Annotated in this window: 26 protein-coding genes and 5 tRNA genes; 23 read left to right on the forward strand and 8 right to left on the reverse strand. The window is 40.5% G+C overall.

What is annotated here, in order from left to right; translation table 11 throughout:
- Nucleotides 1-3 precede the first annotated feature (3 nt).
- From WC441_03870 to WC441_03880, 3 genes are read left to right on the forward strand one after another with little or no spacing between them, the layout of a single operon-like run.
- A complete protein-coding gene (locus WC441_03870) occupies nucleotides 4-3,027 on the forward strand; it encodes a GspE/PulE family protein (GenBank protein ID MFA5163634.1) in 3,024 nt (1,007 codons plus the stop codon).
- A gap of 14 nt (nucleotides 3,028-3,041) precedes the next feature.
- Nucleotides 3,042-3,620: a hypothetical protein gene (locus WC441_03875; protein MFA5163635.1), complete on the forward strand. Its 579-nt coding sequence runs from the start codon at nucleotides 3,042-3,044 to the stop codon at nucleotides 3,618-3,620.
- A gap of 5 nt (nucleotides 3,621-3,625) precedes the next feature.
- Nucleotides 3,626-4,126: a YfcE family phosphodiesterase gene (locus WC441_03880; GenBank protein ID MFA5163636.1), complete on the forward strand. Its 501-nt coding sequence runs from the start codon at nucleotides 3,626-3,628 to the stop codon at nucleotides 4,124-4,126.
- Nucleotides 4,127-4,182: 56 nt separating this feature from the next.
- Here the strand turns inward: WC441_03880 and uvrA are convergent, their stop codons facing one another.
- The 3 genes from uvrA to WC441_03895 form a co-directional block, all read right to left on the reverse strand.
- The gene (gene uvrA, locus WC441_03885; protein MFA5163637.1) at nucleotides 4,183-6,678 is read right to left on the reverse strand and encodes an excinuclease ABC subunit UvrA; all 2,496 of its coding nucleotides are present in this window, start codon (nucleotides 6,676-6,678) and stop codon (nucleotides 4,183-4,185) included.
- 24 nt (nucleotides 6,679-6,702) lie between these two features.
- Nucleotides 6,703-7,740: a phosphatidylserine/phosphatidylglycerophosphate/cardiolipin synthase family protein gene (locus WC441_03890; protein ID MFA5163638.1), complete on the reverse strand. Its 1,038-nt coding sequence runs from the start codon at nucleotides 7,738-7,740 to the stop codon at nucleotides 6,703-6,705.
- 125 nt (nucleotides 7,741-7,865) lie between these two features.
- A tRNA-Glu gene (locus WC441_03895) sits at nucleotides 7,866-7,937 on the reverse strand.
- A 117-nt stretch (nucleotides 7,938-8,054) separates the two neighbouring features.
- On the opposite strand from WC441_03895, the gene tsaD reads away from it, so the two are divergent.
- The 4 genes from tsaD (at nucleotide 8,055) to ychF (ending at nucleotide 11,420) form a co-directional block, all read left to right on the forward strand.
- A complete protein-coding gene (tsaD, locus tag WC441_03900; GenBank protein ID MFA5163639.1) occupies nucleotides 8,055-9,080 on the forward strand; it encodes a tRNA (adenosine(37)-N6)-threonylcarbamoyltransferase complex transferase subunit TsaD in 1,026 nt (341 codons plus the stop codon).
- Between the two features lie 14 nt (nucleotides 9,081-9,094).
- Nucleotides 9,095-9,168 (forward strand) — tRNA-Cys (locus WC441_03905).
- A 746-nt stretch (nucleotides 9,169-9,914) separates the two neighbouring features.
- Nucleotides 9,915-10,238 (forward strand): hypothetical protein, encoded by a 324-nt coding sequence (locus WC441_03910; GenBank protein ID MFA5163640.1) that lies wholly within the window; start codon nucleotides 9,915-9,917, stop codon nucleotides 10,236-10,238.
- A 117-nt stretch (nucleotides 10,239-10,355) separates the two neighbouring features.
- Nucleotides 10,356-11,420, forward strand: a complete 1,065-nt coding sequence (gene ychF / locus WC441_03915) for a redox-regulated ATPase YchF (GenBank protein MFA5163641.1) — start codon at nucleotides 10,356-10,358, stop codon at nucleotides 11,418-11,420.
- A gap of 54 nt (nucleotides 11,421-11,474) precedes the next feature.
- Here the strand turns inward: ychF and WC441_03920 are convergent, their stop codons facing one another.
- Nucleotides 11,475-12,623: a hypothetical protein gene (locus WC441_03920; GenBank protein ID MFA5163642.1), complete on the reverse strand. Its 1,149-nt coding sequence runs from the start codon at nucleotides 12,621-12,623 to the stop codon at nucleotides 11,475-11,477.
- Nucleotides 12,624-12,775: 152 nt separating this feature from the next.
- On the opposite strand from WC441_03920, the gene WC441_03925 reads away from it, so the two are divergent.
- Complete coding sequence (locus tag WC441_03925) at nucleotides 12,776-13,057, forward strand: hypothetical protein (GenBank protein MFA5163643.1); 282 nt, start codon at nucleotides 12,776-12,778, stop codon at nucleotides 13,055-13,057.
- Nucleotides 13,058-13,109: 52 nt separating this feature from the next.
- On the opposite strand, the gene WC441_03930 is transcribed toward WC441_03925, so the two are convergent.
- A complete protein-coding gene (locus WC441_03930) occupies nucleotides 13,110-14,300 on the reverse strand; it encodes a methyltransferase domain-containing protein (protein ID MFA5163644.1) in 1,191 nt (396 codons plus the stop codon).
- 270 nt (nucleotides 14,301-14,570) lie between these two features.
- Between WC441_03930 and rpsF the strand changes: the two genes are divergently transcribed.
- Genes rpsF through efp form a run of 4 tightly spaced genes read left to right on the forward strand, consistent with a single transcriptional unit; the run spans nucleotide 14,571 to nucleotide 16,343 of the window.
- Nucleotides 14,571-15,089: a 30S ribosomal protein S6 gene (gene rpsF, locus WC441_03935; GenBank protein ID MFA5163645.1), complete on the forward strand. Its 519-nt coding sequence runs from the start codon at nucleotides 14,571-14,573 to the stop codon at nucleotides 15,087-15,089.
- Between the two features lie 32 nt (nucleotides 15,090-15,121).
- Nucleotides 15,122-15,553 (forward strand): single-stranded DNA-binding protein, encoded by a 432-nt coding sequence (locus tag WC441_03940; protein MFA5163646.1) that lies wholly within the window; start codon nucleotides 15,122-15,124, stop codon nucleotides 15,551-15,553.
- A 14-nt stretch (nucleotides 15,554-15,567) separates the two neighbouring features.
- A complete protein-coding gene (rpsR, locus tag WC441_03945) occupies nucleotides 15,568-15,780 on the forward strand; it encodes a 30S ribosomal protein S18 (protein ID MFA5163647.1) in 213 nt (70 codons plus the stop codon).
- A 5-nt stretch (nucleotides 15,781-15,785) separates the two neighbouring features.
- Nucleotides 15,786-16,343, forward strand: coding sequence for an elongation factor P (gene efp / locus WC441_03950; GenBank protein MFA5163648.1), 558 nt, complete (start codon nucleotides 15,786-15,788; stop codon nucleotides 16,341-16,343).
- Nucleotides 16,344-16,436: 93 nt separating this feature from the next.
- Here efp and WC441_03955 read toward each other — a convergent pair whose 3' ends face one another.
- On the reverse strand, nucleotides 16,437-17,219 hold the full coding sequence (locus WC441_03955) for a hypothetical protein (protein MFA5163649.1): 783 nt from the start codon (nucleotides 17,217-17,219) through the stop codon (nucleotides 16,437-16,439).
- Between the two features lie 222 nt (nucleotides 17,220-17,441).
- Here WC441_03955 and WC441_03960 point away from each other — a divergent pair, with 222 nt between their 5' ends.
- The 9 genes from WC441_03960 (at nucleotide 17,442) to WC441_04000 (ending at nucleotide 23,782) form a co-directional block, all read left to right on the forward strand.
- On the forward strand, nucleotides 17,442-18,794 hold the full coding sequence (locus tag WC441_03960) for an O-antigen ligase family protein (protein MFA5163650.1): 1,353 nt from the start codon (nucleotides 17,442-17,444) through the stop codon (nucleotides 18,792-18,794).
- Nucleotides 18,757-19,464 carry a pseudouridine synthase gene (locus WC441_03965; GenBank protein MFA5163651.1) on the forward strand — a complete coding sequence of 236 codons (708 nt, stop codon included), beginning with the start codon at nucleotides 18,757-18,759 and terminating at the stop codon, nucleotides 19,462-19,464. The genes WC441_03960 and WC441_03965 overlap by 38 nt, the downstream gene beginning before the upstream one ends.
- 1 nt (nucleotide 19,465) lies before the next feature.
- The gene (locus tag WC441_03970; protein MFA5163652.1) at nucleotides 19,466-19,789 is read left to right on the forward strand and encodes a hypothetical protein; all 324 of its coding nucleotides are present in this window, start codon (nucleotides 19,466-19,468) and stop codon (nucleotides 19,787-19,789) included.
- 8 nt (nucleotides 19,790-19,797) lie between these two features.
- Nucleotides 19,798-19,884 (forward strand) — tRNA-Ser (locus tag WC441_03975).
- 57 nt (nucleotides 19,885-19,941) lie between these two features.
- Nucleotides 19,942-20,220, forward strand: a complete 279-nt coding sequence (locus tag WC441_03980; GenBank protein ID MFA5163653.1) for a hypothetical protein — start codon at nucleotides 19,942-19,944, stop codon at nucleotides 20,218-20,220.
- 86 nt (nucleotides 20,221-20,306) lie between these two features.
- Nucleotides 20,307-20,981 (forward strand): hypothetical protein, encoded by a 675-nt coding sequence (locus tag WC441_03985; GenBank protein MFA5163654.1) that lies wholly within the window; start codon nucleotides 20,307-20,309, stop codon nucleotides 20,979-20,981.
- 38 nt (nucleotides 20,982-21,019) lie between these two features.
- Nucleotides 21,020-21,091, forward strand: a tRNA-Arg gene (locus WC441_03990).
- Between the two features lie 89 nt (nucleotides 21,092-21,180).
- Nucleotides 21,181-22,197, forward strand: coding sequence for a phosphoribosylaminoimidazolesuccinocarboxamide synthase (locus tag WC441_03995; GenBank protein ID MFA5163655.1), 1,017 nt, complete (start codon nucleotides 21,181-21,183; stop codon nucleotides 22,195-22,197).
- A gap of 142 nt (nucleotides 22,198-22,339) precedes the next feature.
- Entirely contained in the window at nucleotides 22,340-23,782 is a 1,443-nt protein-coding gene (locus tag WC441_04000) for a lyase family protein (protein MFA5163656.1), read from the forward strand.
- A 64-nt stretch (nucleotides 23,783-23,846) separates the two neighbouring features.
- Here WC441_04000 and WC441_04005 read toward each other — a convergent pair whose 3' ends face one another.
- Entirely contained in the window at nucleotides 23,847-24,632 is a 786-nt protein-coding gene (locus WC441_04005) for a helix-turn-helix domain-containing protein (GenBank protein MFA5163657.1), read from the reverse strand.
- Between the two features lie 90 nt (nucleotides 24,633-24,722).
- Between WC441_04005 and WC441_04010 the strand changes: the two genes are divergently transcribed.
- Nucleotides 24,723-25,052 (forward strand): hypothetical protein, encoded by a 330-nt coding sequence (locus WC441_04010; protein MFA5163658.1) that lies wholly within the window; start codon nucleotides 24,723-24,725, stop codon nucleotides 25,050-25,052.
- A gap of 56 nt (nucleotides 25,053-25,108) precedes the next feature.
- On the opposite strand, the gene WC441_04015 is transcribed toward WC441_04010, so the two are convergent.
- Nucleotides 25,109-25,182 (reverse strand) — tRNA-Asp (locus tag WC441_04015).
- A gap of 136 nt (nucleotides 25,183-25,318) precedes the next feature.
- Between WC441_04015 and WC441_04020 the strand changes: the two genes are divergently transcribed.
- Nucleotides 25,319-25,711, forward strand: a complete 393-nt coding sequence (locus WC441_04020; protein ID MFA5163659.1) for a TraR/DksA family transcriptional regulator — start codon at nucleotides 25,319-25,321, stop codon at nucleotides 25,709-25,711.
- Nucleotides 25,712-25,785: the final 74 nt, after the last annotated feature.

Genomic DNA, 25,785 nt, shown 5'->3' on the forward strand with positions numbered 1-25,785 from the left:
GCTATGAGCGGTTTCTCCTCGATTGAAAACTTGCTAGATCCGGCCGATGAAGCCCAAGACGAAGAAAGCGTCGGCGCCCAACTCAGCCGCAAACAACAAGAAATAAAAAACAAAGAAATAGAAAGGCAAACTGAGGCCAAAGCGAAAAGCGCTGGCCTTAATTATGTTAATCTTAACGGTTTCCCCATCAGTCCAGAAGCGCTATCGATGGTAGACGAAGATGAGGCTAAAGAAATCAAGGGCGCTTGTTTTTTTTATGACGGCCATGCCATCCGCTTGGCGTGTTTAGCTTATACCAAGAAAATCGAGGATAAAGCCCTGGAACTACAAAACAAATATTTTGCCGAGGTAAAAATATATTTGATTTCACCGGCTAGCTTCGCTCGCTTATTGGATTTCTATCACGCCCTGCCCAAAACAAAAAAAATAATCGGTGGAGTGGAAATCAAAGAGGAAGATTTGGAAAAATTTAAACAGGAAATTAGTAGCTATAAAAGCTTGAACGCCAAAATAAACGAAGTGAATATCTCTGATGTCGTAACCCTGCTTTTAGCTTCAGCTATGAAAACCGGGGCGAGCGACATTCATGTTGAAGCTGAAGAAAGCCGCGTTGTCATCCGTCTGCGTATCGATGGCGTTCTGCAAGAGGCGGCCACGATTGAAAAGTCACAATGGCAAAAAATTATCAGCCGTCTTAAGATAATCTCAAAAGTTAAGATTAACATCGATGATAAGCCGCAAGATGGCCGTTTTTCCATATATTCTCAAGCGAAAAAAATTGAAGTCCGATCTTCTTTCCTGCCCACCGCTTACGGCGAAAGCGTCGTCATGAGGCTGTTAGACTCCCAAGCCGTACCTCTAAACCTTAAAGGCTTAGGCATCCGCCCTAATATAATCGAAATCTTGGAAAAAGAAATCTCTAAACCGAATGGCTTAGTTTTGACTACCGGACCGACTGGCTCAGGCAAAACCACTACCTTATACGCAATCATCAACCAGCTCAATCGGGCCGGCACTAAAATAATTACCCTGGAAGACCCAGTCGAATACCAACTAGAGGGTATCAATCAGAGCCAAGTCGATGCCGCTCATGGCTATTCTTTCTCTGATGGTTTACGTTCAATCTTACGTCAAGATCCGAATATCGTCATGGTTGGAGAGGTGCGCGACCTAGAAACCGCCGAAATAGCTGTCCAGGCAGCTCTGACTGGCCATTTAGTCTTATCAACTCTACACACCAATGACGCCGCCGGAGTCATCCCGCGCCTTTTAGATATTGGGGTCAAACCATATTTCTTGATTCCCGCGATTAACGCCGTTATCGGCCAGCGCTTAGTCAGAAAGCTTTGCCCCCATTGCCGCCTTGAACACGCGCTAAGCGCCGAAGAAGATGAACAGATAAAAAGAATCTTGGCGGTAATATCCCCTAAAGCCGGAGTTGAGGTTCCACCCACATTGCCGACGATCTACAAGGCAAATCCAAGCGGTTGCGCGGAATGTAATTTCATCGGATATAAGGGGCAATTAGGTATCTTTGAAATTTTTACCATGGCCGATAACCTTAAGCAATTAACAGCGGATAATGCTCCTTCTTTTCAAATATTGAGACAGGCGATTGAAAATGGCATGCTCACCATGCTCCAAGATGGCATATTAAAGACCTTAGATGGTGAAACTAGTCTCGAAGAAATTTACCGTGTCGTTGGTGATTTTGATTATGTGAACGAACTTTATGACTTAATTATTTCCCAAACCATCGGCCGGGGATTAGTTGTAAGCCAGGAAATCAAACAAACAGCCGAAACTCTTAGCCAGAACCTTGGTGGACTGAAAGATAAGCTCCAAAACCTTTCCTCTCAAGAACTCTTGAATTTGACAATGGCGGTCGCGGCCGCTTCTGAAGCCGGCGATATACACATCGAGCCAGAAGAAGCTAGCGTTAAAATCCGCTTCCGAATCGATGGCGTCTTGCATGATATCGCTGATATCCCTAAAACCCAATACCTGCCCCTGATTGCTGAGATAAAGACCTTAGCTGGCTTTGCCACCAATGTCAGACGGGCAACCCTAGATGGCCGGTTTTCCTTAATCTTCCCAGAGAAAAAAATAGATTGCCGCCTATCAATCATCATCGGCGGACGAGGAGAAACGATCGTTATCCGCCTGCTAAACAATTCAGCGGCAACTTTAAAAATGGAAAAATTGGGCATTACCGCCAGTACTAAAGAAACCTTGGAAAAAGCCATCAAGAAAACCCGAGGTATTATCCTAACTACCGGTCCGACCGGTTCCGGTAAGACCACCACTCTCTACTCCCTACTGAACGAACTCAATCATCCGGATGTAAAAATCATTACAGTCGAAGATCCAATCGAATATGAGTTAGCCGGAATAATGCAAACCCAAATTGATCCAGAAAGAGGCTACACTTTTGCGGCGGCCATCCGCTCCCTCCTACGTCAAAATCCCAACATCATGATGATTGGAGAAATTAGAGATGAAGAAACAGCTAAGATCGCCCTAGAAGCCGCCTTAACCGGACACTTGGTGCTTTCCACTATCCACGCCAACAGCGCCGCTGGAGCTATCTCCCGTTTTGCTGGCCTAGGTATCGACCGCAAAATCTTAGCTAATGCCATAGAGTTTGCTATCAGCCAAAGACTTGTCAGACGCTTATGTCCACATTGCAAAAAGAGCTATGAAATAGATGCCGCTACTGAAGAAAAAATCAGGAATATCTTTAAAGACCTAAAAAACCCGGCTATTAAAATACCTAGTGGCCGGACATATTATCAGGCGGTTGGTTGCGACAAATGCGGTAATATCGGTTACAAGGGACGGATTGGCCTGTATGAAGCCATGGAGAATAACCCTGAATTGCAAAAAACTATCAGCGCCGAAACTAGTACGGATCATGAGATTGAGCTAGATGCCGTCAACCAAGGGATGGTCACTATAGCTCAGGATGGTATTATCAAAGCCTCGCAAGGTGACACTAGCTTAGATGAAGTATTCCGAGTTATTTAATATAAGAAACAAATATGATCAATGCTAAATTTTTAGTCCAACTTAAAAAAGAATATCGCACCCAAGAATCGGAACGCCGCCAAATTATCAGCGCTTCAAATAATATCCTATTCCAAGCTAAGAAGACGATTTTTGCCTTGCAACGACAGGATTTCTCTGCGGGCCAGGAAAAACTGGAAGAAATGGCTAAGCTGCTTAAGGATTTAGCTCAACGCTTCGGCGCCAACCGCTTGAATCAAGAGGGGACATATAAAGCGGCCGTGGAAGAATACCTCGAAGCCTATACTTTTCATCAAATTATAAAAGGAAAGAAAATAGATAAGGTTAAAGGCCTATCCTTAGACCACAGCAGCTACCTCGGAGGTATCTGCGACCTCATCGGAGAACTAGTCCGCTATGCTACCAACCAAGCGGCTAAGGGCAAATTTTCCGAGGTCGAAAAAATCAAAGCTATTTCCGAAGATATTATGGCCGGGCTTCTAGATTTCGATATGACTGCCTATCTGAGAACTAAATACGACCAAGCCCGAGGCCACTTGCGTAAACTCGAACAAATGGCTTATGACATTAGAATCAGGTCTTTAGATAAATAAGCCTTATGCTGGCCGCCATCATTTCCGATATCCATGACAACCTAGTGAACCTAGATAAATGCCTTGATTGGTGTCAACAAAAAGGGGTGACCTCCCTGATTTGTCTGGGAGACCTTACTAACTCGGAAAGCCTGGCTAGAATAGACGCTAATTTCCTCGAAAAAATTTTTCTGATCCAGGGCAATGCAGAAATATATCAGACAGAAGAAATAAAAAATTTCCCCAGGATCAAGAATTGCGGACGCTACGGATGGATAAGATTAGATGATGTTAATATCGGCTTAGTCCATGAGCCGTTTTTTATTAACCAGTTAATAAAGGAGAACCAGGAGATAAACTTTGATTTTATTTTTTACGGCCACACCCACAAACCCTGGCTTGAAGAAAAAAATGGCTTTAAAATAGCTAACCCAGGAACCTTGGGCGGTGTCTTCCAAGCAGCCAGCTTTGCCATTTTAGACTGCCAAAATAAAAGATTGGATTTAAAAATACTCAACGAACTATAGTTAGCCCTAACAAAAAAACAGTCTTCAATCAGACTGTTTTTTATAAAATAAAATTATTATTTTCCTAAAATTTCCTTAAGATATTTAGCTGTATAACTATTTTTAGCTTGAGCTACTTGCTGAGGACTTCCTTCTGCGGCGATATAACCACCCTTATCGCCACCTTCTGGACCAAGATCTATAATCCAATCAACCGCCTTAATTACATCAAGGTTATGTTCAATAATCAGGACGGTATTACCCTGGTCAACCAGCATATTCAACACTTTCAATAATCTTTCGATATCGGCAAAATGCAGACCGGTAGTCGGTTCGTCTAAAATGCACAGAGTCTTACCGGTCGCTCGGCGTGATAATTCGGTGGCTAATTTGATCCTCTGCGCCTCACCACCAGAAAAAGTAGTTGCGCTCTGCCCTAACTTGATATAGCCGAGTCCGACCGAGTCTAGAGTCAACAGCTTCTGGTACAAAGCAGAAATTTCCTTGAAAAAAGGCAAAGCTTCGCTCACCGTCATCTCTAAAACATCGTAGATATTCTTGCCTTTGTAGTTTATTTCTAGAATCTCTGGCTTAAATTTTTTACCACCACAAACATCACAAGTTAGATAAATGTCGCTCAAGAACTGCATATCGACTTTTATCACTCCATCTCCAGCACAATTTTCACAACGGCCGCCAGCTACATTAAAAGAAAAATGCCCAGCGCCATAGCCTTTCAACTTAGATTCTGGCAAAACAGCGAACAAGTCGCGAATATAAGTAAACGCCCCGGTATAGGTAGCTGGATTAGACCGGGGTGTCCGGCCAATCGGCGACTGATCAATATCAATCACCTTGTCGATATTATCCAAACCTTCAATCGACCGGTGCTTGCCTGGCAAGGCCTTAGCTCGATAAAATTTCTGCTTCAGAACGTTGGCTAAGATATCAGTCATCAAGGTAGATTTGCCAGAACCGGAAACACCAGTAATCGCCACCAGCTTACCGAGAGGAATCTCGACATCGATATTTTTCAGATTATGCTCACTAGCGCCGATAATCTTCAGGCTCTGCTTTTTACCAGGCCGAAAATTATCCCTAGCCGGAATTTGCTTAATGCCGCTCAAATATTTCCCGGTTAGAGATTCTGGGCAATCCTTGATGCCAGCCGGCTGGCCGCTATATATGATGTGTCCGCCCATCTGGCCGGCGCCCGGACCGATATCAACTAAATGATCAGCCGCTAACATCATAGCGGCATCATGTTCGACCACAATAACAGTATTATCGTTATCCCGGAGATTTTTTAGCATCGCTATCAACTTATCATTATCTCTCTGGTGCAAGCCGATTGATGGCTCATCCAAGACGTAAAGGACTCCGCTTAGAGTCGACCCGACTTGAGAGGCCAAACGGATACGCTGGGCTTCACCGCCTGATAAACTGGCGGCCGAGCGGGTCAAACTCAGATAATCTAAGCCGACTTTCTCTAAAAATTCTAAATTCTTAATCATTTCGCCAATAATCGGGGCGACTATTTCCGCTTGACCGTTCAAATTTTTAGCGCCAGCTATAAGGGTGCTGAGAAACGACTTGAGTTGGCTGACATTCTTGTCCGCTAGATCATAAATCGAGAGACCATCTATCTTCACTGCCAAGACGGCTGGCTTCAAACGCTGTCCATGACAGGTTGGGCAAGATGTTTCGCGCATACATTTCTCGATCTCTGACTTTATGAAGCCCGACTTAGTCTCTTGGTAGCGCTGTTTGAGCATTTTTATCAAACCAAAAAAATCATCATCCCCGAAAAGAAGGAAATCCAGCTCGGTCTTAGAAAAATTCTTAATAGGGCGGTTCAGGTCAAGCTGACGGCTTTCGAGTTTAACCCTCAAATCACTTAAAAAAGAGGTTTGATTGGCAAGGTTGAAGTGACGCCAAGGCTTAATGGCTCCCTCAGCAATACTGAGATTAGTGTTCAGCACTAAGTTTGGATCGATCTCTAATTTCACACCGAGGCCCAGGCAATCAGGACAAGCTCCATAGTTAGAATTAAAAGAAAAATCTTTGGGTTTTAGATTGAGAAGCTGATGCGAGCACTGTTCACAGGCATAGGACCACTCGCTACGCTTATTGCCCGTAATTTTCCCATTCCTATTAGTGCTCGGCTTCAAATCTTTGATTTTCTTTAATTTTATCTGACAATTAGGACAGTATGGAATCCCGATTTTAGCGAACAAGAGACGCAAATAATCATATATCTCTGTTATCGTCCCCACTGTGGAACGAGGATTGTGCCCTACTGTCCTTTGATCGATAGCGATTGCCGGAGACAATCCTTCGATTAGATCTAATTCTGGCTTATCTAACAGATTGACGAATTGCCTGGCATAAGAAGACAAAGATTCAACATAGCGACGCTGGCCTTCGGCATAAATAGTATCAAAAGCTAATGATGATTTGCCTGAACCAGATAAACCGGTGACGACAATCAGCTTATGTCGGGGCAGGTCAATATCTATATTTTTTAAGTTATTAACGCGCGCTCCGCGAATTTTAATCAAATTATCTGGCATGTTGTCTGGTTTAATTAATAATATTTAAAAAATTGGATAAAAGAGCTTCAGCATAAAAACCAGAAAACGATCACTAGTCTTCATGAGAGGCCGTGGATTTTGAAAAAATTCTCCCTCTTTTTTCCACTTAGCTAAAATCTTCTCTAAATCAGCAATTAAGTTCTTCTGGCGGAAAAAGACGCCTGCTTCCATATTAAGGCCGAAAGAAAGGATATCGATATTAGGAGAACCGACTACGCCTTCCACGCCATCGATTAACATAATTTTGGCGTGGTTCATAAAAGGCAGAAAATAAAATTTTACCCCCAAAGATGACAAACGGCAAGCATTGATATAATTAATCTTATTCAAAGGCCCGACGTCTGTAAACTTAGGTATGATAATCTCGATATTAACCCCGCGCCGGATAGCCTCATCAAACAAGGCAATCAGCCATCTCGGCGGCAAAAGATAGGGGGTGGTTATCTGGATAAGGCTCTTGGCCTCAATTATCTTCTGCCGATAATAATTATTAAGGTAATATGAATTCTTACGGCTAGTCCAGTTATCAAGCAGCCAGGACTTTATTTTTTGGGATAAAGCCGCCTTCTGATGGATTAAGATGGATGCTTTGCGGCCCCCGGCCATGCGATAGGCATAGGCAAAAGATTTTAAAATCGGCTTTACGATTTTACCTTCGATCCGAATATTTAAATCGTTCCAGTAACGGGTTTTTTCTTTAATATTAACGCCCCCCAGAAAAGCTATCTTATCATCTATAATCACAAATTTACGATGGTTACGCCTCAGCCAATGGCTAAAAAACAGGAATTCCACACCGGCCGCCTTCAAATCATTAACGTCAGAATTTTTCAAATCAAAGCTGCCAAAATAATCAGCCACAATCACAACCTCCACCCCTGACTGAGCCTTAGCCTTGAGCCTGCCCAAGAAATCGTGGGTGTTATTGGTATCAGCTAAAAAGATATACATTTCTATATAAATGGATTTCTGGGCTAAGTCAATCGCTTTAAGCATCCCATCCCAGGCCTTGAGCGAAGTTTTATAAAATTTATATTTCATTTTTTTAGTTTAAATAATCAAGGCTAATTATAGCACTAATTTATGATTCTTTTAAGGCTAAGGCAGCTTAGGTGACAATATTGACATAAAAACACAAGACAGGCCTTTAGCCTGTCTTGTGTACGCAGTCCCTGGGGGAATCGAACCCCCGTTATCAGGATGAAAACCTGACGTCCTAACCACTAGACGAAGGGACCAGATGAAAAAATAAAATCTACCATTTATAAACTGAGATTACGGTAGATTTTTTTTCTGAAGTATGTTAATACTAAAAATAGTATAAATAACTTTTTTTGTCTAGTCAAGATTAAATTATGTATATTTTAGGCATAGAAACCAGCTGCGACGAAACCGCCGCCTCTATCATTAAAGCTGATTCCCAGGGGAAAATGGCTGTTTTATCAAACATCATATCCTCACAAATAGATATTCATAAGAAATACGGAGGAGTAATTCCTGAGATTGCCGCCCGGGAACATATTCTAAATATTCTGCCAGTAATAGATGAATCATTCAAGAAAGCTGGTATAGGCCCAGAAAAGATTAACCTAATAGCCGTTACCAAGGGGCCGGGACTAATCACCTCCCTAATTGTCGGTGCTGAAACGGCTCGGACCCTAGCTTCGGTCTGGAAAAAGCCTATGATAGGCATCAACCACATAGAGGGTCATATCTACTCTAATTTCATAGCTCCCCACCGAACCATTAAATTTCCGGCCTTAGTTCTAACTGTTTCTGGCGGCCACACCCTCTTAGTTATTATGAAGGAGCATAACCAATACAAGATGATCGGGGAAACTCTAGATGACGCCGCTGGAGAAGCTTATGACAAAGGCGCTAAGATGCTAGGGCTCGGTTATCCAGGCGGTCCGATTATCTCTCAATTAGCGGCTGAATACAAAAAAATGGGACAAAAATCAAATTTGATATTTCCTCGCCCTATGTTGCATGCTAAAAACTTTGATTTTTCCTTTTCTGGACTAAAAACATCCCTTCTATACCAACTCAAAAAAGACAAGAACTGGAAAAAGAGGATTAATGAGTATTGTTTTGCCTATCAAGAAGCGATTATTGATATATTAGTTAAAAAAACTCTCAAAGCCGCCGATAAATATAATATTAGAACTATAATGCTGGCCGGAGGCGTTTCGGCTAACGGGGCTCTACGGGAAAAATTCATTCAAGAACTAGATAAAAAAAGGCTTTTCTTAGTTCCAGATCTCCAATATACCACTGATAACGCCAGTATGATCGCGGCGGCGGCCTACTTCCGCTACCAAAAAGCCAAGAATTGGAAAATTCCCAGCCTCAAAGTTGACGCTAACTATAAATTATCATAATATATAGAAATAAAGGCTGGATGGCGAAGTGGTCCAACGCTGCAGTTTGCAAAACTGTCATTCGTGGGTTCGAATCCCACTCCAGCCTCAGAATAAGTCTAAGATATCTTAGACTTATTTTTTATTTACCCAAATTAACAATTAAAAATAAATAAAATCTGTGGATAACTTGTGTTTTTTGTGTATAAACTAAGACTTTAAGTCTACTATTTCTTAGACTTAAATATTAAATTTTTACATTATTTGGCTATTATAAAACAAATTTTGTCATAAAGTACAACTTAAGTCCATAATATTGACCCCATTTTCTAAAAATGATATAATAAAGATATAGAAATGAACATTAACAATTTAAGCTAAAAGGAAATTTACCGAAAAGTTCTTTTGGGTCAATTTCCTTGCTTTTTAACTGATTATCAATCTCCATTTTATTAACACTGGCGTAATAAAATCTACTCCAGATGTTTTATCCACGTGCTAAACAAAAATAAAAATTTGATAAGTAACAAAAAGATTATTTACTAAATTTCTATAAAAATAGCAAAAACAATTAAAAAAATCGATAAAACATACTAATAATCGGTAAAAAGCCAGCTTTTAAGCCAGTAAAAAGCTCAATCCCTAATACGGTAAATATTTCAACTCTAAATAAGGAGGAACAAAGAAATATTATTAGGGACGAGGCTCAGAATATACCCCTTATAAATCATAAATTTATATAAAAAGGGGCCCGTCTGGGCCTCTTTTTTATACAAGAATTAATATTGACATTTTCAAACAAATATACTAATATAAGCTCAGTTCCGTAAAACAATCAAAAAAAATATATTGACCATGGAAAATCTGATCTTTTTTCAAAGGACTTTAAACCCAACAGTCCTAAAGGTTTCTATTCGCAGCGGTAGCGAAAACCGCACGGTAGATGCTGCTAATCGGCTGAACAAAGAGTTGGCGGATAAAATCGCATCTGCCCATATTTCAAAGGCCTTTACCGGTCTGTGTGCCAGCTTCATCGACATCGAGGATGGAAGACTGATAATCTCGACTGATGTCGGAAAAATCGAGCCTAACAGCACCGAAGAAGAAGACAAAATCTACATTCAAGAGATTATGGAAGCCCTGGAAAACGCTGGGATTAATAAAGCTATAAGAATGTAAAGACACGCCGCCTCCAAGGTTTAAAAACACGAGAAAGCCGCTCACCTAGGGTGGCTTTTTGATAATTGCCTTTTTCTGGATAACTTGGTTTAATAGACTTATATTTATAATCACACTATGTCCCTATCAATCGGTATCGTCGGTTTGCCCAACGTCGGCAAATCAACCTTATTTAATATTCTAACTAAAAAGGGTGTAGAAGCAGCCAATTACCCCTTCTGCACCATCGATCCTAATGTTGGCGTCGTTAAAGTCCCTGATTTTCGCTTAGACAAACTAGCAGAAGTATCTAAACCAGCTAAAATAATCCACGCTACCATCGAATTCGTGGATATCGCCGGCTTAGTGGCCGGGGCCAGCCAAGGAGAGGGCTTGGGTAACAAATTCTTGGCCCACATCCGGGAATGCGACGCTATCTGCGAAGTAATCAGGGATTTTCAAGACAAGAACATTATTCACGTTACAGGCAAAATAGATCCAGAAAGCGACCGAGAAACCATTAATCTAGAGCTCATCTTAGCGGATTTAGCTACAGTGGAGAAACGCTTAGACAAAACTAGACGTGATTCTAAAAGCGGGGATAAAGAATTAATCTGGCAGGGACAAATCTTAGAAAAAATTAATAAACAGCTAAGCGATAGCCGGCCAGCCAGGGATTTAGAGTTTAGCCCCGAAGAAATGATATTTGTGAAAACTTTAAACCTATTAAGCATCAAACCCCTAATTTACCTGCTTAATATCGATGAAAACCATGAAAGCGATAAGTTTTCCCATCCCGGAGAAGAATTAATCAAGATCAATGTTCGGCTAGAAAATGAAATAGCTAATCTGCCAGAAGAAGAACAGGCAGAATATATAAAAGAGCTGGGCCTAGCTCAAAGCGGACTAGACAAACTAATCCAAAGCTCCTACCGCATTCTTGGCCTAGAAACATTTTTTACGACCGGAGCGGATGAGAGCCGGGCTTGGACTATAAAAAAAGGAACTATCGCTCCTCAGGCAGCTGGGGTCATCCACACCGACTTCATTAAGGGCTTTGTCCGGGCAGAAGTAATCAATTGGGAGAAATTCATTAATGCCGGCAGCGAAGCTAGAGCCAAGGAATCAGGTCTGGTACGTACTGAAGGCAAAGATTACGTGGTTCAAGATGGAGATGTCTGCCACTTCCTGATAAACAAATAAAATCACCAAAAAACACCCCTATTCCAGGGGTGTTTTTGAACATAAAATTAATCTTTAAGCTGTTTGGCGCTTAGCTTGAGACCTTTCCGCTTCTTTTTTCTGCAAGAATTTCTCGGGATTTTCTGTGCTGACCATTAAATTCAAGGGAGCAACGGCAAAGTTAGGGTTCTTCTTGTCCACGAAAAAAGCGTCTGGATTCACATCAAAGTAATATTCGCCCTCGGGCAAATCATTCGAGAATTGAACATATCTAACCTGCTTATTCGCGTTAGCTTCACGATCATGAAAACGCATGATATTCAATAGTTGGCGTCGACCCTTGAATTCTTGGGATCGAAAATTAGCTTTCGGCCAACCTTTATAAGCAGCGTATTCCTGAGCGCTCTCTAGAATTTGAGCTTCATTCAATTCACCACCTTTGGCAAAACTAGGGCGGGGCAATCGTTGATTTTTCAGCCAGGCAACCGAAGCTTCCATAACCTTTAACTCTTCTTCAGAAAACTCCGGGACATCCTTCCAGCTGTCTTCTGACTTAGCAATACTCACCTTAGCTCGAGCCGGATTAGTGATTTTATCCTCTAATAAAGAAATGCTTTTAGATAAATCTAATCTTTTTTCTTGGATATTACTGATAAAACCATTCCGCTGGGAATCTAGGCCCTTATTAGTAGAGTAGACGATGCTACCATCAATTGGTCCTCTGTCCAAACCAGCTTTCTCGTTAGCGGCGGCAATCTCGAAATCTAATTCGCCCAGCCTTTCTTTCATTTCAATTAATGATTTAAGGTCTTCCTCAGAAGCATTTGCTCTTTCCTGCTCAGTAAAGGGCAAGCCATCATCAGACTTAGCGGCCAAATATTCTCTATAGAAAATGGCTAGATTCCTAACCTCATCTATATTTTTAAGCGGCTGTGCCCCTTTGCCAGTCTTGAGATAATCCTCACATTGTTTCATTAAATCCCTTAATTCCCACTCTTCCCGTTCATATTTTTCCATTAATTCTCCAATTTCTCCACCCCGACTATTATCAGCCACTGTTTCATTGAAAACATATTCATCTTCAAAGCCTGGCTCATTATAATTATTCTCGCGGTCTACGACGTCCCAGCCTTCTCGGCGGTTTTTAGGATTAGGCTCTGGCTCGGCCTTATAATCATAATTATCATCCTCCTTAGAAACGTGCCTGAATTCAAAAAGTTTCATAAACTTAAAATTAATTATAAATCTTAATTATATTATAGCATAAACCGAAAAATTTTTATCAAAAAATATATCATTGACAAAAAATCAATTTGATTATAATATAAGCGAACCTAAGCCACTATCTTTAATAAAAACTTAAAAAACCATGAGCCATGACACGGCACCGACAAGAAGGCCAAAAATTGCGACACAAAAGAAAAACCCGTAATGTCATCCGCTTATTAAATGCCAATATCGGAGACCTGAATTTAAGCGTTATCGCTCGAGCTAGCTTAGAAAAAATGGATATTAAAAATCTAGCTCAATTTAGGAACGATTTACTCGAGTCCAAAGTGGATCTTAAAAATATGGGTCTGAAAGCCAGAGAAGAGCTGCACCAAATATTTAAGACCAACCACATCAAAATGCCAGCCAATTGGATATGGGGCCTATAGGACAAAAAAGCGAAGATTTAATCTCCGCTTTTTTCTTATATAAGACTTTCGATTATTTCTTCTCCAAGATAAGTATCTCTCTGAATACTCGCTGGCCAGGCCGACCATAGACGATGGTCTGGCGCTCAGTAATTTTTAAATCCTTAGATGATAGTAAGGCCTGGCTAAAAGGCGGGACTATTTTGAAGCTGCCTAAATCTGGAGACAAAAAGTGTTTATTCAAAAATACCGGCCAAACCATCACGACACGGCCACTGCTCTTCAAGACTTTAGAGAATTCTAACAAAGCTTTGGAGTAGAGGTCATTTAATTCCCTGGCCACGGCGGCCGGCTGGAAAAAGCCTCGTTGCGGCCCCAAATAAGGCTCCGTCACGATATAATCAATCGATTCTTTTTTGATGAACCTTTCTAAATCCAAGACGCTTTTCTTAAATAATTGGTAATGGCCGTCACTGATGCTAAAATTACTGATCAGCCATTTCAGGTTAGCCCGGGAATCATCCAGGGCCGTCTTGGAAATATCGCTACCGATAACCTGCTGGAAACCGATTAAGAGCGCTTCGGTTAAAATCGTGCCCGAGCCACAGAAAGGGTCAAATAAATTGGTAGCAGGGGATACATGAGGACCAGTAGCCAGATTAATCATCATCTGTGCCAGCTTCGGGGGTAACATTCCGGACTTATCGTCCCGGCCCGGTCGGCCATAATCCCTTTTTGATAAACCTTTAAAATCCTGGACGGCTAGGGTGCGGCCGATTAGAATATTCTTTTCCTGCCGAATCAAGACGATTTCCGCTCCTCTGGTTAAAAGTTTGTTCTGAGCGATAATCACGCTGGATAAATTAGCTTCCCGACTGACAACTAAGCGGGAATTAATCTTTTTTTCTCTTAAAAAATTCTTTAATTCCAAGCCGATAATCTTCAAATTAACCGGCTTCTGACCATAAAAAGAAAAACCGAAATTAAACTTACCTGCAGGTAGCGAGGGCTTAGAACACAGGATATTGAATAAGCCTTTTAACTTATCAATTATCTGGTTCTGGCCACCCACGACTTCTTCCTCTATCACTCCGACCTTGATTGTCCCACCTAAGCGCTTGATCAAATTCTCAACTGGTAAATCGACGGCTTCCATTAATAAAACCTCCGGGCTAGCTAGCCAGCATTTAGCATCAGGAAAAAGGGCTTGGATTTCCGCAACTGACAAGGCAGGATGATTGCCTAAAACAAAGAAATATCTCATAATTTTAGATTAACTACTTCCAAGATATAACAATTTGCTAACTATTGCAATTTTATAAGATTCATGATAAGCTAAGCAAACAAATTAATAAACAAATATCTTTCCCACGCCCTGGCTGATAGCCAAGGCAATCCTATCAACTAGAATAGGATTAAAGGTATTCTAAGCCCTCAGCGATCTTGGAATACTGGGGTTTTAATTTAATCAGGGGTTTTAAAGAATATTTAGAGAAGATTTAAATAGTTTTTAAGCCCTGACGCTAATATAATTATGTCAAAAACCAAAGCTAGCGGCTCATCTCATTATGAGATCCTCTTTATTGTCCCTAATAAATATACTGAGGCTGAAGCCAAACAAGTTATCGCTAAGACCAGCGATATCATTAAAGAAAACGGGGGTACGATCACCCTGGAAGAATATTGGGGCAAGAAAAGATTAGCCTATGCCATCAAGCAAAACCACTATGGCTACTATGGCTTATTTGAATTTGACCTAGAAGGGGAAAATTTAGCTAAACTCGATAAGACCTTCCGTCTTTCCAACGAAATCTTGCGCCACCAGATTGTTAAAAAAGCCCTGCGCAGCCCAGAAGAAATAAAACTGGAAAAAGAAAGACGAGAAAAAATCGATCTAAAAAAAGCGGAAGCCGAAAAAGATAAGAAACCAAGCAAAGCGGCCGCACCAGCCAGCCCCGCCAGTAGCGCCCCTACCAGCGCCAAAGCTAAAGTCGATTTAAAAGATTTAGATGAAAAACTGGAAGGCATCTTGAGTGCGACCGATTTAATTTAATCGCCTCTTAAAATAAACTAAGCTTCAAACATATGAATCTTAACAAAGCAATGCTTATCGGCAATTTGACTCGCGACCCGGAAATAAAAACCACCCCGTCGGGTCAAACCGTAGCCACCTTCTCTATCGCCACCAATCTGGTCTGGACTGATCAGAGCGGCGTGCAGCAGAAAAAAACTGAGTTCCACAACATCGTCGCTTGGAGAAAATTAGCCGACATCTGTGCAAAATACCTGCGCAAAGGCTCCAAGGCTTACGTCGAAGGTCGCTTGCAAACAACTGACTGGACTGGACAAGACGGCGTCAAGAGATATCGGACGGAAATCGTCTTGGAAAACATGATCATGTTGGATGCCAAAAATACCAATAGCGGCAATAGTTCCTATAGCTTGCCCGAGGAATTGCCAGCGGAGGCGGAGATGGTCGATGAAGAAGAAATCCGCGTAGAAAATATACCCTTCTAAGAATTTAAAAAAATATGAATAACAAAAAACAAAAAGATTGTCATTTTTGCGCCAACCAAATCGAAGTCGATTATAAGGATGGTCGCACCCTTAAAAAATTCGTCAACTTCTACATGAAAATACTACCTGGTAGCCGTACCGGGGTCTGTGCTTGGCATCAAAGAAAATTAGCCGCCGCCATAAAAAGAGCCCGCGTCATGGCGCTAATGGCTCCAACCCACAAATAAACCATATGTTAAACTTTAACGAAATAAAGTTGGGCAAGGTCATTAAAGCTAACGACGAGCCTTATGTCATTATCAAAACCGAACACCATAAGATGGGCCGGGGCGGTGCTGTCCTTAAAACCAAGCTACGGAATTTAATCAACGGCAACATCCTGGAAAGAACCTTCCAAGGAGCAGAAAAAGCAGAAGAAGCTGAAACGGAAAGGAAAAAGGCTAGTTTCATGTATAAAGACGCCAATGAAGCCTATTTTATGGACGCCGATACTTATGAACAATTCAGCATCGGTCTAGAAGAAATTGGTGATAAAGAAAAATTCCTAAAGGAAGGAATCGAAGTAAATACTCTTTACTACAATAGTCGCCCAGTGGCCGTAGAACTGCCGATCAAAATGGAATTCAAGGTCGTCAGCGCACCTCCGGGAATAAAAGGCAACTCTGCTGGCAACGTTAACAAACAGGTTGAGCTAGAGGGGGGATATAAGATCAATGTCCCAATGTTTATCAACGAAGGCGATATTATCCGAGTCAACACTGATACTGGCGAATACGTAGAAAGGGCCTAAAGACAACAAAATATTCCCGATACAAGAAAAGGCTGCCCGCTTTCGCTGGCAGCCTTTTTTTATTAAAAGAAGAGAGAACTAATCACTTAATGATTACTTTAAACTTTGCTTATCGTCTTCGCTGATAACATTAAGGTTTTCAACCAGGGCTTTATTTTTCTTCTTATTCGAACGGTAATAGCTAATGAATCCGCTAATAATTCCACCTATTAAAGCCGATAGATATATTGGAGATATTCCCGGAGACCCTGCTGTCAGCACCAAAAAAACAAACAGGATGGCGACATTCAAAATTACATCTGGCCATAACCTTTCAAGAGCTGAACATAAAAGTACGCTGAACAGACTGCTTAGGAAAAAGGCGCCGATTAACAACCAATAATCAAACCTCACCTCTTCATAAGAGTAATCTTTGAATTCACTAAAGAGAGTTTTTTCCTTCTCAGAGTAAGTAGCCAAGGAGGCTGTAAATTCATAAGGCCTATGCTTCATTAAATTAAGAAAACCGCTTCTTTTGGTTTCTCCGCGCTGAGGGCCAAGCTGACAACGAATAGTTTGGCCGGGATTCAAGATTAAATCCAGCATACGATAAGAATATACCCAGTTAGCGATCTTTTCTCCACTGCACCTAACGAGCATAATCTTATAACTGGTAACTTGTTGATATGTTGTAACCAAGGAATCACCAATCAAGGTGTCGTGTTTTACTTCGCTTACTTTGGCATAAGGCAAAACGATCTTACAGATGTTTGAATCCCCCCTATAGGGATACTCCCATTTAACATTTGACCGGTTATATTGCTGAACGCCTTGGGCGACCAGAAATTGCGCACTCAGAACGCAAAAAACTATTACATACAAATACAACTTTTTCATTATTATAAATTTTAGTGATTAATTACTTTTAATTATGAAATTTTCAAACAACTGCGCTTAGATTAGCATAAAAATATAATAATGTCAATACTTTATGTAAAGCTTTTTTAGTGTTATAATTATATTTAGCTAATTATAAACAAAATGACTCTATTAATAATTATCTTCGCCTGTCTTTTTTGTCTTCTTTGCCTGAAAAAGCTCAACTGGGCTCTTTTCTTTATGATAGCTACCCTGCCTAGCTACCTCATTCGCTTCAAAATTGGACCTATCCCCAGCACCTTACTAGAGGTAATGATCCTGATCTGTTTTGCGGTCTGGTTCTTTAAAGACAAACCATATAAACAATGGAGAAATAGAAATAACGACAAGCAGCAAAAAATTAATTATCCTTTCCGCTGGGAAATCATATTAATATTAATCATTTCTTTCCTAGCTCTTATCCCCGCCTCTTTCTCTAGTGATGCCTTAGGAATAAGCAAGGCCTATTTTTTGGAAGCCATCTTAGTCTTTATTCTCATTATTAATGTATTTAAGGACGAAAGGAATTATCGCTCAATATTCTGGGCCCTCAGCCTATCAGCTTTCAGTGTTTCCCTTTGGGCGATTATCCAAAAAATAAGCGGACAATTCATCGCTAATCCCTTTTGGGCTAATCCACAAAATTTCCGAGCCGTTTCTTTTTATGGCTATCCTAACGCCATCGGCCTTTATTTGGGCCCGGTCATCATCATGCTTGCAGCCTTCCTAATTTCTTTGATAAAAGATGTTGATTTCAAAAAATCAAAATTCCCTGAAATCAAGATATTTTTTTTAGGGCTCACCATTATAACATCCATAACGTCTATTATTTTGGCTCGTTCCGAAGGAGCTCTAGCAGCAGTATCAATATCAACTTTTGTCCTATTTATAATTTATGGCCGCCGAAGTCGCTATCTAGCCATCTCCCTGGCCCTCATATCGATAATATTGGTATCCTTTTTACCAAATACTAAAAACTACATTTTAGAAAAAGCTACACTAGAAAATCTTTCCGGCCGAATCAGGCAATTACAGTGGCAGGAAACCTATAACATGCTAAATGACGGCCACTTCATATTAGGGGCTGGACTTAATCAATATCCGATAGCTATCAAGCCTTATCACCAAGAAGGTCTTTTCTTCAACCGCGATCATTTAGATAATTTCGATCAAAGGCTCAGGGTCAGCGCCGAACTAAGGAATAAATACTGGCAGCCGGTCGAAATATATCAATATCCCCACAATATCTTTTTGAACTTTTGGAGCGAAACTGGACTTCTTGGTGCCATATTGTTCTCATGGTTCATTATTAAATTCTTGATAACAAGCATCATCCAGGCAAAAAAATGGGGTCAAGCTAGCCAGAAACCTGAAAAATTGATTGCACTCGGACTCTTTGGCGCGATGACAGTAATCACCCTTCATGGTCTCGTCGATGTACCTTATTTCAAAAATGATCTCGCCGTCCTATTCTGGCTATTACCAGCGCTTTTAGGGATATTAATAATAAAAAATAATGAAAATAATCTTGCAAAAACTAATCGCCCAAACTAACGACTATTCCCGCCGACAGGCTGAGCAACTAATCAGGGATGGCCTAGTTGTCCTAAATGGGAAAACCGCTGTTTTGGGTGATAAAGCGGATGAAACTGATAAGATTAAGGTTGGCGGCCAAAACCTTAAGCTGGATGCAGCTAAAAAGGTTTATATCAAGTTAAACAAACCAGCTGGCTACACCTCAACCACTCGCGCATTTAAAGGAGAAAAAAACATACTTTCTTTGGTTCAATTACCAATGCGCCTATTTAGTGTTGGCCGTTTAGACAAAGATAGCTCTGGCCTGATACTACTAACCAATGATGGAGACTTCGCCCTCCAGCTTAGCCACCCGCGCTTTCAAAAGGCTAAAATTTATGAAGTAAAAACCGCTCGCTCTGATAAAAGACCAGAAGAAATAATGTCAGCTCTTAAATCAGGAATCAATATAGGAGATGGGGACGGTAAAGTTAAGGTAAAACACGTTAAATATTTACAAAACCAAACATTTGTAATAACCTTAGGGGAAGGCAAAAAAAGACAAATCCGTCGCATGTTTCAAATGCTTAACATCAAGGTTATCAAGCTACACCGGACAGAAATTGCTAATATTAAACTGGGTAATTTAAAAACTGGCCAATGGGAGTACCTGAAGCCAGAAGAAATAAAAATAACTAATAATAAATAATATGAAACAAGAAAACCTAAAATTATTTAAAAGAGCCGCCTTAAGCGCTCTGGGCGTGCTTGTCTATATCTTCCTGCTATCTTTGTTTATGAATAATGGCAATAAAATTTTCGGCGCTGAAGACAATAACATGTTAGCCCCGATCCTATTTTTAATGCTCTTTGTCTTTTCTGCCTTAGTGACTGGATTCCTTATCTTAGGCAAACCGATCATGATGTACCTGGACAATGAAAAAAAGTCAGCCCTTAAGTTACTATTCTATACCGGGGTCTGCTTGTTCGTGTTATTAATCATCACCGGCCTATTACTTTTCTTGCTGAAATAAATACACTAGGAAAGGTGCGAGAGTGGTTGAATCGGGCGCTCTCGAAAAGCGCTATGCCGGAAACGGCATCGAGGGTTCGAATCCCTCCCTTTCCGCGTTTACGTTTTTGCCAAATTGGCTTATTTTATGGATAAGACTATTTAATAAATAATATGAAAAATTTTGAAGCGCCAAATAATTACACACAATTTGAAGGTAAAAATTTAGAAGTTGATCCTGAAGGGTTTGTTCGCTTTGGTGATATAGCGAGATATTTTTTAAATCAACAATCCCAATACGCAAGTCGTTATATAGATGGTAAAATTGAAGGTTACCCTAATCTTGGAGAGGGTTTAAGATTTAAAGGAGAAAGCTGGAATTATCATTCTGTTCAAATACACAAAGACGATATTGCTGAATTTATTAAAAGATATATAGAACATCAGAAATAGCCTCAATTTTTAAGCATTTCAGTTCTAACAACATCCACGACACTCCACAACATCGCGTTAGCACAAAATTGTTAATCAATAAAGTTATGAAAAAATTATTAATGATTTCTTTTTTATTCTTAGGCCTGCTATTTTTATCAGCTTGTTCTAAAAATAATAATGAAGCTCAAGAATTAAACTCAATAAATAATAATCCTGTAAATTCAATTTCGGAAATCAACAGAGATGTGGACAAAAATAATAACACCGAAGAGTTATTAAGCAGTGTTAGTAGTAATTGGCCGCTATTTAAAAACAATGATTATTTGTTTGAATTTAAATATCCTAATAATTCCTTAAGAACAGAAACTTTGTTAGGACAAAAAGTTATAATTCCTAAATGGAAAAACGGAGCAGCGGTTAAAGAGGAAGTATTATCAGATAAATATTCATTAAAGATTAATTCTCAAAATGATGCTGTTGAAACTTACTATTTTAATATAATGGTTTATCCTAACACAGACAAGAAATTTGAAGATGTTAGAAATAATGTCTTGTGCAAACCAGAAAATATCGATGTTGTCTGTGAGAATATTAAAATTGGTAATATAGTAGACGCTTACAAGGTCACTGTTAACTCTACTCAAGCAGTGCCTGGTTCAGATTATTATTTTATTTATAAGGGTAACTATTATATTGTTCAGCACTCTATTAAACCTACTCATGGTTCTAATGTTAATAATTTCGGCGAAGAAATTTTTAAAACTTTGTCTTTATTGTAATTAAACCCTAACAGCGGCGACAACGCTTCAATTAAATTGCCTCTATAGTTCAACGGATAGAACGTGAGCTTCCGGAGCTTAAGATGGGGGTTCGATTCCCTCTAGAGGCGCAGATTAAACCGGTTGACTAATCCTGATTAATCGTCTTAAATATATTATCGACCTTTTAAAACCCAGTATTAACCTAATAATGAACACGATGGCAAAAATTCCTGCACTCCTGCAAGCCGATCCTTTAATCCAACATTTTCAGGGACTCGGCATCCCCCTTGTTGGACAGGGCAAAGTCCGAAACACTTTTCGCATCAGCCAAGAGCTTCTCTTAGCTGAAGCTACGGACAGAATCAGTATTTTCGATTTCGTCTTAAATGGCCTTATCCCTAAAAAGGGGGAAGTCCTAACCGCTCTAACCCATTTCTGGGGTAATACCTTTGATTGCTTTCCTCACCACTTGATCAAAAGTGAGTTTGATCCCTTATACAACGGCGCCTACGATTTGAAGAAAAAATATCCAAGCATTCCCCTGGAAAGATGCCTACTGGTTAAAGATCTGACCGGAGAGCTGGATGGCTATGAATTAATCTTCCGCATGCATATCGGCGGGTCAGTGTACTCGGTTTATATCAAAACCGGCATCGTGGCCGGCCAAAAGACAACTCCTGGCCTGCCGGAATGGTCAAAGCTGAAAATAGCAGTCTTCACGCCATCAACCAAAGCAGAAACTGGCCATGATATCAATGTGGACGCTAAGACATACTTCGATGCCAACGGCCGCAAAGGCAGAGAGTTTATCAAAATGCTCAGAGACTTCTATGCTGCCGCTTATCAGTATGCTAAAAGACAGGGCATTCTCATCCTGGACACAAAATTTGAAGGCTCTTCATCTTTAAACATTATCGGAGATGAATTTTTAACGCCAGACTCTTCCCGCTTCTGCGATGTTAACGACTGGAAAAAAGCCATGAAAACCGGGAGCAAGCCAAAATTCATGGACAAACAATTTGTCCGCAACTGGGGAATGAAAATCGAAACCCCCTTTGGTTTTACCGGAATCAACAACCTGGATCCAGAGAACAAAGAACATGTGGATTTTGTCCACTCCCTGGATATACCAGCCGAAATCATCGACCAGACCAGCGAAAAATACCTGGAGATATTTTACCGCTTAACCGGGATGAAACTTGCTGACTATCAAAAAGAAATGATGGGGGCATAAGAACTCCTGACAATACAAACAAAGCTGTCTTTAAATAGGTGGCTTTTTTAATATACAAATAAATTGACAAAAAGCCTTAATTTGATAAGCTAATAAGTCAATTAGCACCTTAAACAACCAAATAATCACCAAACTTTAAACCATGAAAAATCTGATCCTGCCGGGCAATCCCCGCTACCAACCTAAACAGATGCAAGACATCTTTGGCTATGACAACCTATACCGCATGCCAATCGCTGTTGAGCTGGCGACAATGAAAGTTCTCCATGACCTTGGAATTATTCCGGACGAAGAATATGCCGCCCTGAATCAACAAATCGAGGAAGAAATTAAGAGCGTCACTACCAGCGAAGTAGATGAAATCGAAAGCAACGTCACCCATCACGATGTGAGGGCCCTGGTGATGATCATCCAGAGCCTTATCAATGAAAAATTGAAACGCTGGGTACACGTACCGCTGACCAGCTACGATCCCTTGGATACCGGCCGGTCTTTACAGTTTTTAATGGCCTATCGCCAGGTAATAAAACCAAGCATATATGAAACGGCTGGCTATTTGATGGAAATGACCGAAAGATATGCTAACACCTTACAAATTGGCCGCACTCACGGTCAACATGCTCTGCCGGTAACCGTTGGCTTCTGGTTAGCCAATATTTTGGACCGCCTGCTCAACAACTGGATAGAAATGGACAGATATGCTCACGCGCTGGTCGGAAAAATTTCTGGAGCAGTTGGAGCCTATAACGCCCAAATAGCCCTCGGACTCACCGGGACTAAGTTAGGGAAAAAGAGTCTTGAAAGCTTAGTCCTGAAAGAGTTGGGTTTAAAACCGGCCAGGATCAGCACGCAAATACTGCCGCCCGAGCCTTTGGCCTACTTTCTATTCAGCTGTACCATGACTTCGGCCACTTTAGGCCAATTCGGTCGCGACTGTCGTCATTTGATGCGGAGCGAAATCGCTGAAGTGGCTGAATCATTTGAAGCCCACCAAGTCGGCTCATCGACTATGGCCCATAAGCGCAACCCGATTACCTTTGAAAACTTGGAAGGCACCTGGCTCAAAACCAAATGTGAATTTAACAAAGTGTTCGAGATTTTAATCAGCGAACACCAACGCGATTTGGTTGGCAGTTCGATCTTAAGGGACCTCCCTATCATCGTCATCAATCTCCAGCAGCAATTAAATACGCTGAATAAAAAAAATAAAGCCGGGGTACCTTTCTTGAAAAGGATAAGCATCGATGAAACTAACTGCCGCCGCAACTTCCAACAAAACGCTGGCTACATCCTGGCCGAGCCGATATACTTGGCCCTGCAAATGCATGGCTATGAAAAAGATGCCCATAAACTGGTTAATGAAGTTTTAATGAAAATCGCCAAAGAGAAAAAGATCAATCTCTTTGAAGCTTTACAGCTTCAAGCCCGGGAAGATGCCGAAATCGCTGGTATACTTTCTGCCTTTTCTCCTGATATGCAGGCCGCTTTTCAGACGCCAGAAAAATACACCGGTCTGGCTACAGAAAAAGCTATAGATGTTGTAGGCAGGACCCAGGATGTCATGAAACTTATGGAAATATCTTAAAAAATAAGTATTTCCTGATAAAAAATAACCGCCCCAAAAAGGCGGTTTTTAGTTTTACTCTGACCTATTTTATAATCTTTGACTTATTCCAAATGAAATCAAACCAACTTTTAAGCATGACTACTAAGGGACCGCTTTCAATAAGAGAACCAAATAAACCGTCTTCCAAAGAATAAAAGGCGACCTTATCATCCCAGAGTATAATATTAGATTTCAAACGGATTAAGCCCTCGGGACGCAAGCGTAATTCCCGGAAATATTTAGAGTCTTCGCCTCTTTCATGGCCGCCTCTTTTAAGTCCAGGCCTTAAAGATCTTATAAATATACCCTTGGCGACTCTTCGCTGCTGGTAATCCATAAGGAATTCCTGTCCCAATTTTTCAAGCATATCTAATTCTGAACCAGCAAAACGTAATTCCTTATCCACGCTCTGAAGAGAAAGCCTAATCAGCTTTTTCAAACTCTCTTGACCCTGAAAATAAGAAAGCTGAGAATGGCTGGAAGATGGAAAGGAGCTTAAGCTTTCAAAAGCTGGCAATAACTCATGTAACTCATTTTTAAGAACAGAAATCTCTTTAGCTCTATCATTAAGAATCTCCAAAATTTCTTCAGCCTTATTAGCCTTAATCTTGCGACCATATTCTGTCCCCTGACTAAAACAGAGCCCACGTTTTTCCAGGCTTTTAACTACATCGTAAGCATTAGTTCGCACCAAACCGCAAGTTTGCGCGATACGGCTAACTGTTTGCGGGCCAGAACTGAGTAAAAATAAATAAACTCTTTCCTCTTTATCATTAAAACCGGACTTTTTTAAAAATTCTTTAATTTTACTAGGGATTTCGAGTTTCATATTAGCTTTGTTGTCGAATGTTATACGACATATATACATGTTAACGCTTTTGCTTTTAAATAGCAATATCATTCTTTAAAAACCTAAATCATGGGAACAAAAACCGAAAAACTAAATTATTTAGTAGAAACTAAATTCAAGAGTCGGGGTGAAGAACACTATTTCTTTTGTAGCAAATGCGGCTCTAAACTGCACGCCGGCATTTATCGCACTCTATTCTGCCCCCAGTGCCGTAGCTCGGAAAACCCCGAACAACTGATCGAATGGGAAATGTCTTGCTGTCATTGTCGGCAAGCTGCCGTTATCATGCTTACCTCAGATGGACGCCGCGTTTGTCGCTGCGACAACCCTAGCTGTGGCGATTTATTCTCCATGCAGGATTTAACAGGAATTGGATTAGAAGCGCCTATCGGCGGCTAAATCTAAAATCCCAAATCTAAAAAACCGCCCCAACTAATGAGGCGGTTTTTAAAATGCGGAACGGACGGGACTCGAACCCGCGACCTCTGCCGTGACAGGGCAGCGTTCTAACCAACTGAACTACCGTTCCTTTAAAAAAATGACTATTTGCTAAGTCAACAAAAAAAGCATAGCAAATAGATTCAGACTTGTCAAAAACGTATTTTTACCCTATAATGAATACATAAAATGATGAATTTTTATATATTTTGAGTTTTTCCAAAACTATGTCAAATGAAATTAAGGTAGATGAAAAGACAATCAAGGAAATCGAAAAAAACCTGCTTCAGGAGAAAAAGCAGATTTTAGATGATTTACAAGATTTATCTAAAAAAGATAACCATGACGCTGATAATATGGCAGCTAAATTCCCAGAATATGGGGATAAGCCGGATGAAAATGCCCAAGAAATAACAGACTATTCGACCGCGGTTGTTACTGAAAAAGTATTAGAAAAGAGTCTAGAGGACATCAATAAGACCCTAGAGCGCATCAATAAGGGAACTTATGGGATCTGTCGTTATTGCCAGAAGCCAATCAACCCTAAAAGGCTTATGGCTAGACCAACAGCCAACTCTTGTATTGATTGTAAAACAAAGCTTCAAGAAGAAAATGAATAAGCTTTCTAAAAAAACTATTAAAAATATAGCCATAATAATCATGATGGCTATATTTTTTATACTTGACAGATGTC

Source organism: Patescibacteria group bacterium (assembly GCA_041651355.1).
Taxonomy (GTDB): domain Bacteria; phylum Patescibacteriota; class Patescibacteriia; order Patescibacteriales; family UBA12465; genus JAPLVX01.

Coding starts and splice junctions, on each gene's coding strand:
- WC441_03870 (MFA5163634.1), top strand. CDS start 4: ATGAGCGGTTTCTCCTCGATTGAAAACTTGCTAGATCCGGCCGATGAA.
- WC441_03875 (MFA5163635.1), top strand. CDS start 3,042: ATGATCAATGCTAAATTTTTAGTCCAACTTAAAAAAGAATATCGCACC.
- WC441_03880 (MFA5163636.1), top strand. CDS start 3,626: ATGCTGGCCGCCATCATTTCCGATATCCATGACAACCTAGTGAACCTA.
- uvrA (MFA5163637.1), bottom strand. CDS start 6,678: ATGCCAGATAATTTGATTAAAATTCGCGGAGCGCGCGTTAATAACTTA.
- WC441_03890 (MFA5163638.1), bottom strand. CDS start 7,740: ATGAAATATAAATTTTATAAAACTTCGCTCAAGGCCTGGGATGGGATG.
- tsaD (MFA5163639.1), top strand. CDS start 8,055: ATGTATATTTTAGGCATAGAAACCAGCTGCGACGAAACCGCCGCCTCT.
- WC441_03910 (MFA5163640.1), top strand. CDS start 9,915: ATGGAAAATCTGATCTTTTTTCAAAGGACTTTAAACCCAACAGTCCTA.
- ychF (MFA5163641.1), top strand. CDS start 10,356: ATGTCCCTATCAATCGGTATCGTCGGTTTGCCCAACGTCGGCAAATCA.
- WC441_03920 (MFA5163642.1), bottom strand. CDS start 12,623: ATGAAACTTTTTGAATTCAGGCACGTTTCTAAGGAGGATGATAATTAT.
- WC441_03925 (MFA5163643.1), top strand. CDS start 12,776: ATGACACGGCACCGACAAGAAGGCCAAAAATTGCGACACAAAAGAAAA.
- WC441_03930 (MFA5163644.1), bottom strand. CDS start 14,300: ATGAGATATTTCTTTGTTTTAGGCAATCATCCTGCCTTGTCAGTTGCG.
- rpsF (MFA5163645.1), top strand. CDS start 14,571: ATGTCAAAAACCAAAGCTAGCGGCTCATCTCATTATGAGATCCTCTTT.
- WC441_03940 (MFA5163646.1), top strand. CDS start 15,122: ATGAATCTTAACAAAGCAATGCTTATCGGCAATTTGACTCGCGACCCG.
- rpsR (MFA5163647.1), top strand. CDS start 15,568: ATGAATAACAAAAAACAAAAAGATTGTCATTTTTGCGCCAACCAAATC.
- efp (MFA5163648.1), top strand. CDS start 15,786: ATGTTAAACTTTAACGAAATAAAGTTGGGCAAGGTCATTAAAGCTAAC.
- WC441_03955 (MFA5163649.1), bottom strand. CDS start 17,219: ATGAAAAAGTTGTATTTGTATGTAATAGTTTTTTGCGTTCTGAGTGCG.
- WC441_03960 (MFA5163650.1), top strand. CDS start 17,442: ATGATAGCTACCCTGCCTAGCTACCTCATTCGCTTCAAAATTGGACCT.
- WC441_03965 (MFA5163651.1), top strand. CDS start 18,757: ATGAAAATAATCTTGCAAAAACTAATCGCCCAAACTAACGACTATTCC.
- WC441_03970 (MFA5163652.1), top strand. CDS start 19,466: ATGAAACAAGAAAACCTAAAATTATTTAAAAGAGCCGCCTTAAGCGCT.
- WC441_03980 (MFA5163653.1), top strand. CDS start 19,942: ATGAAAAATTTTGAAGCGCCAAATAATTACACACAATTTGAAGGTAAA.
- WC441_03985 (MFA5163654.1), top strand. CDS start 20,307: ATGAAAAAATTATTAATGATTTCTTTTTTATTCTTAGGCCTGCTATTT.
- WC441_03995 (MFA5163655.1), top strand. CDS start 21,181: ATGGCAAAAATTCCTGCACTCCTGCAAGCCGATCCTTTAATCCAACAT.
- WC441_04000 (MFA5163656.1), top strand. CDS start 22,340: ATGAAAAATCTGATCCTGCCGGGCAATCCCCGCTACCAACCTAAACAG.
- WC441_04005 (MFA5163657.1), bottom strand. CDS start 24,632: ATGAAACTCGAAATCCCTAGTAAAATTAAAGAATTTTTAAAAAAGTCC.
- WC441_04010 (MFA5163658.1), top strand. CDS start 24,723: ATGGGAACAAAAACCGAAAAACTAAATTATTTAGTAGAAACTAAATTC.
- WC441_04020 (MFA5163659.1), top strand. CDS start 25,319: ATGTCAAATGAAATTAAGGTAGATGAAAAGACAATCAAGGAAATCGAA.